We start from the raw sequence: 8,818 nt of genomic DNA on the forward strand, positions 1-8,818 counted from the left end.
ACCCTGGCGGCAGGCCCTCGCAGAGACCTGGCGACGACCTATCCTTTTCACACGATACAGTGAAGATGCGCTTTATGACTCACAGGTCACTCAATTTTCTGCGCTTTGTGCGAAACACGGGGACATACAAACGCCAAAAACCACAACGGCCCACCCCGTTTCCAGGGTGAGCCGCCGGTTTGCAGCTGCGGACATCACATTTTGTTGAACAGGCTCAACTGAGAGATTTTCACAAAGGCCAACTGAGAGGCCTGCAGCATGGTTTGCTGAAGCTGCAGGTTGATCGCCGCCTGACCCATGTCGACGTTGCCCAGGGAACTCATGGTGTTGGTATTGGCAGTCCCCAGGCTGGTGTTTTCATCCGTTTGAAGATCCAGGGCATTCTGGCGAGCACCGATGGAGCCGCGCACCTGGTCAATCTGTGAACTGGCGTTGTTCAGGTTGCCGATGGTTTTGGCCACCACATCCTTGAGGTTGTTCTGCGCGACCAGGTTGCCGTCAGCCGGCGTTTCCAGGGCTTTGCGCAATTGGCTCAACGTGTCCAGGGCGTTTTCGTTCTTGTTGCTGACGGCGCTGACCGCAAACTGGTCGCCCGCCCCTGGCGCACCACTGATGTCGAACGTCACGCCGGCCGCGTTGATCGAGGTGGCACCGGCAGCCATGGTGCCGGTCGCGATGGTCTTGCTGTTCGGACTGTAGGGCTGCGCATACACCTCATACGTGGTGCCGCTGGTGAATTTGATCACCGCACCGGTATCAGGGAAGGTGCTGGCGTAGGCCGCCTGATCCGTCACCTGGCCACCGGTGACTTGTGCAGTCGACGCGTTGCCTGGCGAACGCGAAGCACTGAAGGTGTCCGGCTTGGATTGCAGGGTGAACGCCTTGCCCGCCACCAGTGCGTCGGAGTCAGCGCCGGGCGCAACGTCCGCGCCGAGCGTCAGGCTGATATCGAACTTGACGCCGCGCAGGTTGACGCTGGATGCGCCCTCTTTGGTCGCGTCGAAAGTGCCGTTGCCGGGAATCTCCGAGGTAACGTCGTTACCGTCCTTGTCGGTCACGGAATACTGCGTGCTGCTGCTGAAGGTCAGCTTGTAGGGCTGGCCGTCGGTAAAACTCTTGGTGTAGGTGACACCGGAGGTCACCGTGCCCGCCGATACCGCGACCTTGCCGTCATTGACCGCAGGCGGCAACAACGTAGCCTGGGTGCGACCGGTGTTGGTCGAACTTTCCATCATCGACTTACCGGTGTCGCCCCCCGCCATCGACAGATTGTCCGAGATCTGCAAGCTCAGCGGCGTCTCGTCACCCTGATACGTGTAGGTGCCGTCGTTATTGCGGATGTAAGGCGGCGTGTCGGTTTTCGACCCGGAAAACATGTAGTTGCCGTTGGCATCCTTGGAGTTGAGCAAGCCCAGCACCTGGTCCTCAAGCGCGCCCACTTCGCTGGCGATGGATTTACGATCGTCATCGCTCAGGGACTGGTTGGCCGCACGCAGCGCCAGTTCATTACCGCGCTGCAAGGCGGTGTTGATGCTCTTTAACACCGATTCTTCGTTGGTCAGCGAGTTCTGCAGGGTGTTGATGTTGCCGTTGAACTGGCCAAGCATGTCTTTCTGTTGCTGCAATTGCAGCAAGCGCGCGGCGGCGACGGGGTCATCGGAGGCGGTCTGCACCCGGATACCGCTGCTCGCCTGGTCCTGGGCTTTCACCACACCGGAATAGTTCGTCTGGTACTTGCTGGCGCTGGTGTCGAAATACTGCTGTGTAGAAATACGCATCGTCCCAGACTCCTTTAAAGGGCATTAATCAGTGTGCTGAAAGTTTCTTGCGCAGCCTTGATGATCTGCGACGACGCGGTGTAGTACTGCTGGAACTTGATCATGTCACCCGCCTCTTCATCCAGGTTGACCTGGGACACCGAGTTGCTGGCCGCCTTGTTCGCTGCCAACAGCGCACCCGTCGCGGTGGAGTCGGTAGCGGCCTGGCTGGCTTTGGAGCCCACCTGCGACACGAGTCGGGCGTTGGCGCTGACCAGGCTCACACCCGGGCTGCCGTCGCTGGCGCCTACGGTGGCCTTGGTCTGCAAGTCCAGCAATTGCTGGGCGTTGCGGTTGTCGGAGGTGCCCGAAGCGTTGAACGAGAAAGTCGTGCTGTCACCATTGGCAGGCGAGCCGCCGACCGTGGTGTCGAAGTTGAAGCTTTTGCCCGGGATCAACGCCCCGGAGGCATCGCGCATCGGTACGTTGATGCTGATCTTGTTGCCCTGGCCCGGGATGATGGTGCCACTGCCGATCGGATTGCCTTGCGCGTCGCTCACCGTATACGACTGGGTGCCGTCGGCGGCCGGCTTGCCAAAGAGCATTTTTACCGGCATGGAGTTTTCGATGCCGGCGCGCAACTGGGCGGTATCAGCGCCGCCATGAATATCCAGCGGCACAGTCAGCTGAGGCGGTGTGAACGTACCGGTGCCGGTGTTGGTCTTGCTTGCGTTCCCCGCCAAGGGGCCCGCGAAGGCGAGCTTGTTGACGTCCTTCAGGTCGACACCGATGCCCGTGGCCCCGTTGGCCGTGGGGCTGACCTTGAAGCTGTCACCGGCAGCCATGGGCCCTTTGCCGTCCAGCGCCAGGGTAAAGCCATCAATCACCGGCGGCGGCGTGGTGGTGGTGTCGAACGAACCCATGGCCTTGCCGTCGGAGCGGACGACGTTGTACTGGTTACCACTGGTAAACGTGACCTTGTAGTCGTAGGTCGTCAGCTGGCTGCTGTCCTTGATCGTGACATTCAGGTTGCCAGACCCCGCGCTGTTGCCGGCGGCCCCTTGGCTACGCTGGGAAATCGCCGCCGCGCTGTTGATATCGGTGAACAGCGACGAACCGAATTCGCCGTTGAGGTCCAGGCCCTGGCCCAACTGATTGTTGATCGTGTCTGCCGTGGCAATCGCGATGCGCCCCAGATCATTGATGGCCGGCATCAGCACGTCACTGCGATAGCGCAGCAAGCCACCGATACTGCCGCCGGTGACCACATTGCCAAGGTCAATGGACGAGTCGCCCATCGAGAGCTGGATGGTGTACTGGCTATTGTCGGTGCTACTCGGTACCGCAGAGATATTATTGGATATCCCGCCTTCCACCAGCGACTGCCCCGTACCGGTCGTAATACTGAACTGTCCGTTTTTTTCCGTGGCCGTAACGCCGATCAGCTCGTTGAGCGAGCGCACCGCTTCGTCACGCGAGTCCAGCAGGTTGGCCGGCGCACTGCTGGAAGTCCCCTGGGCCTGGGCAATCTGCTTGTTGAGCGAGGCGATCGAGGACGTCAGCTTGTTGACCTGATCCGTCATGGTGCTCAACTGACTGTTGATCGTTTGTTTCTGCTGGTTCAACTGGCCGGAAATGGAGTTGAAGCGGTTGCTCAGGGTCTGGGCGCTGGTCAGCAGCAATTGGCGCGCGGACACGTCGCCCGGGGTGGCAGAAGCCGTCTGCGCCGCCGCGAAAAAGGCACTGAGCACCGAAGACATGCCGGTGTTGGAATCCGACAAGGTCTTGTCGATGGCACTGGCCTGGTCCAGGTAGGCGTTGGCGTCGCTGTCGAGTGCCGTGCTGTTCTGGTAAGCCGTGGTGAGGAACTGGTTGTACACCCGACGCACGTCCGCCAGGGTCGTACCGGTGCCGATAAATACGCCGCCGTAGGCGTTCGACGCATTCGCGGTCTGAGCGCTCTGTTGACGCGAGTATCCCGGGGTGTTGACGTTTGCGATGTTGTTACTTAAGACCGACAACGATCCCTGGGCGGCATTGAGCCCCGACATCCCGATATTGAGCAAACTCATGATTCAGACCTTATAAATGAGTGGAAGCGCCCGCGGCAGCGTAGTTCTGGTAGCTGTTCATCGTTTTTGCGATCTGCGAAATCTTGCTGGCGTAATCCGGGTCGGTTGCATAACCGGCTTTTTGCAACTCGCGCACAAACTGTTCCGGGTTGTCGGCTGATTTCACAACTTCTTTATAGCGATCATTGCTTTGCAGCAACGTGACCAGGTCATGGAAGCTGTCCTGGTAGGAATTGTAGGAACGGAACTGCGCCGTCTCCTTGACCATCGCGCCATCGCGAAACTCGCTGGTGATCGCCCGGGCCTGTTCGCCCTGCCAACTCTGGCCGGCCTTGATGCCGAACAGGTTGTGGCTGCTGGTGCCATCCTCGGCACGCATCACCGATTTACCCCAACCGGTTTCCAGGGCGGCCTGGGCCACCAGGTAGCGTGGGTCGACGCCAATCCGCGCGGCGGCCTGCTTGGCCATCGGCAACATGGTGGCGACAAATTCATCCTGCGAGCTGAAGGCTTTCTTCGCCGGTGCCAGCGGTGGCTGGGCGACGGCGCGGCCGTAAACCTGCATCTGCCCGCGAGGCGGTATGGCGGCAAGGCTGCGGGCGGTGCTGTTGACCACGCCATCATCGGCAGCGCTGTTGCGCAGCGGCGCGGCCTTGGCGGCAGTGGTAGCCTCGGCACCCGGCACGATGCCGGCCAGCAGGCGATCCGTCAGCTTGCTCGGCAACGAGATGCGTCGCTGGTTCATCAGCGCCATGTCGTTGGCGTGGGAGTTGGTGCCTTCAGGCACCGCCACGCGGTACGCCCACAATGGCCGCTGACCATTGCTGCGGCCCAGCGGGCCATCGGCCTTGGTACCGGCGGCAATTTCAGTCGGTACATCCACCTTCTTCGCGGGCGCAGCCGGGCCTTGCAGGGTGGCCGCCTGGGCGTCCACCGGCTTGTTCTTCTGCATCTGGCGCAGCAGCACGTCCGCCAGGCCGATACCACCGCCCTCGCGAGACAGGGAAACCGCCAACTGCTGGTCGTACATTTCCTGGTACTGCTTGGCCGCAGGGGTATTCAGCGGGTTGTCCTTGCCCAGGGCTTCGGTGGCCGAACGCATGGACTTGAGCATTTCGCCGAGAAACAGCGACTCGAACTCCTGCGCGACCTTGCGCATGTTGCCGTCGCTGTTCTTGTCGCCGACCTTCAACTGGTTAAGCCGGTTGAGGTCGGAATAGGAACCCGAATCCGCCGTGCTGGTCAGGCCGCTCTTGCGCATGTCCATGGCCATGGCGTCAGATCACGATCAGGTCGGCTTGCAAGGCGCCGGCCTGTTTCAATGCTTCGAGGATCGCCATCAAGTCGCCGGGCGCTGCGCCCACCTGGTTCACCGCACGGACAATCTCGTCCAGGGTGGTGCCGGGGCCGAACTTGAACATCGGCTTGGCTTCTTGCTGGGCATTCACCCGCGAACGGGGTACCACGGCAGTCTGGCCGTTGGACAACGGGCCAGGCTGGCTGACGATCGGGTCTTCGGTGATGGTCACGGTCAGGCTGCCGTGGGTCACGGCCGCTGGCGAAACCTTGACGTTCTGGCCGATCACGATGGTGCCGGTCCGCGAGTTGATGATGACTTTCGCCACCGCCTGGCCTGGGTCAACCTCAAGGTTTTCCAGCAGGGACAGGTAGTCCACACGCTGGCTTGGGTCCAGCGGTGCCGTCACACGAACCGAGCCGCCATCGATGGCCTGGGCCACGCCCGGGCCGAGCAGCTCATTGATCTTGTCGACCACGCGCTTGGCGGTGGTGAAGTCCGAACGGTTGAGGTTCAGGGTCAGGCTGTTGCCCTGGTTGAAGCCGCTGGGCACGGTGCGCTCCACCGAGGCACCACCGGGAATCCGCCCGGCCGACGGCACGTTGACGGTGATCTTCGAACCGTCGCGGCCTTCGGCATCAAAGCCACCCACCACCAAGTTGCCCTGGGCAATGGCGTAGACGTTGCCGTCGATACCTTTGAGCGGCGTCATCAGCAAGGTGCCGCCGCGCAGGCTTTTCGAGTTACCCATGGACGACACGGTGATATCGACCACCTGCCCCGGCTTGGCGAACGGCGGCAAGTCAGCGCTGATGGACACCGCCGCGACGTTCTTCAACTGCACGTTGCCCGAGCCCGGCGGCACCTTGATGCCGAACTGCGAGAGCATGTTGTTGAAGGTCTGCAGGGTGAACGGGGTCTGGGTGGTCTGGTCACCGGTGCCGTTAAGCCCCACCACCAGGCCGTAGCCGATCAGCTGGTTGGACCGCACGCCGGAAATGCTCGCGATGTCTTTCAAGCGCTCGGCCTGGGCGCCTGCGCTCAGGGCCAGCAGCAACATCGCAGCCATCAGCTGTTTGAAGTTCAAAGTGATCACCTAGAAAGGGAACAGCGGGCTAAGGAAGAAACGGTCAAACCAGCCCGGCTGACTGGCGTCAGCAAACGAACCCGTACCCGAGTAGGTGATGCGTGCATCGGCAATCCGTGTCGACGGCACGGTGTTGTCGGTGGAGATATCGTCGGCGCGAACCATGCCCGCAATGCGCACCAGTTCGTCACCGGTGTTGAGGGTCATCCACTTCTCGCCGCGTACGGCAATGATGCCGTTGGGCAGCACGTCGGCCACGGTCACGGTGATCGAGCCGGTCAGGCTGTTGCCCTGCCCTGCCGCACTCTTGCCGTTGGTGGCGCGGTCGCCGCTGTAGCCGGCGTCCAGGCTCAGGTCACCGCTGCCCAGCGGGTTGTTGGTGTTCGGTACACCGCCAAACAACGAAGTCAGGCCGATGCTGGTCTTGCTGGTCTTGCCGATCTGCGAGTTGGCGTTCTTGCTCGCCTGGGTCTTCTCGTTCAGCGTGATGGTGATGATGTCACCGACCCGGAAGGCCTTGCGGTCGCTGTACAGGTTCTGTTCGAACCCGGCCTGGTAGATCGAGCCATTGTTGGCGGCCGCCGGCAACGGCGTGCGCGGCAACACCGGCGCATAGTACGGGTCATTGGGCTTAGGCGTCGGGGCGACACAGCCCGCGAGCACAGCAATCCCACTCAATGCCAGAACAGAAACATAGCGATTCATGACCCATACCTCACGGTGTTGCAGGCGCCTTCAAGGGCGCCCCTAGACTTGATTACAGATTCTGCGTTACGAACGAAAGCATCTGGTCGGCGGTGGAAATCACCTTGGAGTTCATCTCGTAGGCGCGCTGAGTGGTGATCATGTTGACCATCTCTTCAACGGTGCTGACGTTGGACGTTTCCAGGGTGCTTTGCAGGGTGGTACCAAAACCGTTGAGGCCCGGGGTGCCGATTTGCGGCGCGCCGCTGGACGCGGTTTCCAGGAACAGGTTGTTACCGATCGCCTGCAGGCCGGCCGGGTTGATGAAGTCGGCGGTTTGCAGGTTGCCGATCACCTGGGACGCCGGGTTGCCGGCCACGGTGATCGACACGGTGCCGTCGTTGCCGACGGTGAAAGTCTGGGCGTTGTTCGGCACGACAATCGCCGGCTCCAGCGCGAAGCCATTGGCGGTCACGACCTGGCCGTTGGAGTCCAGGTGGAACGTACCGTCACGGGTGTAGGTGGTGGTGCCGTCCGGCTGCAGGATCTGGAAGAAACCCTTGCCGTTGACTGCCAGGTCCAGCGGCTGGCCGGTCTGCTGCAGGTTACCGGCGCTGAAGTTCTTCTGGGTGCCAACGATTGCCACACCGGTACCCAGTTGCAGGCCCGACGGCAATTCGCTGTCCTGGGTCGACTGGGCGCCAGGCTGCTTCTTGATCTGATAGAGCAAGTCCTGGAACTCGGCGCGGTCACGTTTGAAACCCGTGGTCGACACGTTGGCCAGGTTGTTGGAAATGGTGGTCAGGTTGGTGTCCTGGGCGGACAGGCCTGTCTTGGCAACGTATAGAGCCGGAAGCATGTTCTTCTCCTTCGTGCGCCTGTTTTATGGCGCCGCGCTACAAAAATTAGTGTGTGGCTGCTATCAGCTCATCGCCAGGACGCGGGTCATGGCCTGGTCGTCTTCTTTGGCGCTGTTCATCATCTTGATGTGCAATTCGAACTGCTTGGACAGGGCCAGGACTGCCGTCATTTCTTCGACGGCGTTCACGTTGCTCGCCTGCAGGAAGCCCGACGTCAGCTTGACGTTGGCATCGGCCTGGGCCGGCTGGCCATCCTTGGTGTGGATGGTGCCGTCGAGGCCCTTGGTCATGTTCTTGAGGTCGGGCTGCACCAGCTTGATCCGGTCCACTTCAGCCATCACCCGCGGGCCTTCGCCCATGGCGCGGATGCTGATGGTGCCGTCCTGGCCGACTTCGATCTGCTGCTGGGGCGGCACGGCAATCGGGCCGCCGTTGCCCATGATCGGCATACCGTTGCCGGCCCGCAGCACGCCCAGCGCATCGACGTTCATGCTGGCGCTGCGCACGTAGGACTCGCCGCCATCCGGGTTTTGCACGGCCATCCAGCCGTCACCGCTGACGGCCACATCGAGGTCACGGCCGGTTTCAATCATCGCGCCAGGGGAAAAGTCCGTGCCTGGGCGCTCGGTCAAGGCAAAGGCCCGCGCCGGAAAGCTGTCACCGAACACCGGCATCGAGCGTGCCTGTTCCAGGTCACGCTGGAAACCATTGGTGGAAACGTTCGCCAAGTTGTTGGCGTGGGCCTTCTGCGCCAGTGCATTCTGGCTGGCGCCGGTCATTGCCACGTAAAGGTACTTATCCACGCTCTTTCCTCTTTCTGACGGACGCTTGCCGCCCACCGCTGTACTGATGAGGCTTAAGCAATTTGCGAACCAACTTTTTGAAATGAGGAAAAGTCCAGGCGGGGCGGGGGTTTGCCGGCAGGTGGCAGCTGAGGGCAGTAGGAAGAGAGTCGAAAAAACGGCGGACTTATGCCGCTAACGGCAAGTGCAGGTATCAAGACCGACAAAGAACCCATGTGGGAGCGGGCTTGCTCGCGAATGCGGAGTGTCAGTCACCGG

The 8,818-nt window shown here is 61.4% G+C and carries 7 protein-coding genes; all 7 read right to left on the reverse strand.

Annotated features, from left to right (window positions below; genetic code table 11):
* Positions 1-194: 194 nt before the first annotated feature.
* The 7 genes from ACW9I6_RS15985 to ACW9I6_RS16015 all read right to left on the reverse strand — a co-directional run bounded on the left by ACW9I6_RS15985 (position 195) and on the right by ACW9I6_RS16015 (position 8,560).
* Positions 195-1,778: a flagellar hook-associated protein 3 gene (locus ACW9I6_RS15985; RefSeq protein WP_003214602.1), complete on the reverse strand. Its 1,584-nt coding sequence runs from the start codon at positions 1,776-1,778 to the stop codon at positions 195-197.
* A gap of 14 nt (positions 1,779-1,792) precedes the next feature.
* The gene (gene flgK / locus ACW9I6_RS15990; protein ID WP_102604682.1) at positions 1,793-3,829 is read right to left on the reverse strand and encodes a flagellar hook-associated protein FlgK; all 2,037 of its coding nucleotides are present in this window, start codon (positions 3,827-3,829) and stop codon (positions 1,793-1,795) included.
* A gap of 10 nt (positions 3,830-3,839) precedes the next feature.
* Positions 3,840-5,102: a flagellar assembly peptidoglycan hydrolase FlgJ gene (gene flgJ / locus ACW9I6_RS15995; protein WP_102604681.1), complete on the reverse strand. Its 1,263-nt coding sequence runs from the start codon at positions 5,100-5,102 to the stop codon at positions 3,840-3,842.
* A gap of 4 nt (positions 5,103-5,106) precedes the next feature.
* Positions 5,107-6,195 carry a flagellar basal body P-ring protein FlgI gene (locus ACW9I6_RS16000; protein ID WP_032899355.1) on the reverse strand — a complete coding sequence of 363 codons (1,089 nt, stop codon included), beginning with the start codon at positions 6,193-6,195 and terminating at the stop codon, positions 5,107-5,109.
* A gap of 27 nt (positions 6,196-6,222) precedes the next feature.
* Positions 6,223-6,918 carry a flagellar basal body L-ring protein FlgH gene (gene flgH / locus ACW9I6_RS16005; RefSeq protein WP_003214607.1) on the reverse strand — a complete coding sequence of 232 codons (696 nt, stop codon included), beginning with the start codon at positions 6,916-6,918 and terminating at the stop codon, positions 6,223-6,225.
* A gap of 52 nt (positions 6,919-6,970) precedes the next feature.
* A complete protein-coding gene (gene flgG / locus ACW9I6_RS16010; RefSeq protein ID WP_003214609.1) occupies positions 6,971-7,756 on the reverse strand; it encodes a flagellar basal-body rod protein FlgG in 786 nt (261 codons plus the stop codon).
* A gap of 63 nt (positions 7,757-7,819) precedes the next feature.
* On the reverse strand, positions 7,820-8,560 hold the full coding sequence (locus ACW9I6_RS16015; RefSeq protein ID WP_003214611.1) for a flagellar basal body rod protein FlgF: 741 nt from the start codon (positions 8,558-8,560) through the stop codon (positions 7,820-7,822).
* Positions 8,561-8,818 lie beyond the last annotated feature (258 nt).

This window comes from Pseudomonas sp. SDO5522_S412 (assembly GCF_054071215.1).

Bases quoted from the DNA above. Each gene is read 5' to 3' on its own strand.
- ACW9I6_RS15985 (WP_003214602.1), bottom strand. From the start codon at position 1,778: ATGCGTATTTCTACACAGCAGTATTTCGACACCAGCGCCAGCAAGTAC.
- flgJ (WP_102604681.1), bottom strand. From the start codon at position 5,102: ATGGCCATGGACATGCGCAAGAGCGGCCTGACCAGCACGGCGGATTCG.
- flgK (WP_102604682.1), bottom strand. From the start codon at position 3,829: ATGAGTTTGCTCAATATCGGGATGTCGGGGCTCAATGCCGCCCAGGGA.
- flgG (WP_003214609.1), bottom strand. From the start codon at position 7,756: ATGCTTCCGGCTCTATACGTTGCCAAGACAGGCCTGTCCGCCCAGGAC.
- ACW9I6_RS16000 (WP_032899355.1), bottom strand. From the start codon at position 6,195: ATGGCTGCGATGTTGCTGCTGGCCCTGAGCGCAGGCGCCCAGGCCGAG.
- flgH (WP_003214607.1), bottom strand. From the start codon at position 6,918: ATGAATCGCTATGTTTCTGTTCTGGCATTGAGTGGGATTGCTGTGCTC.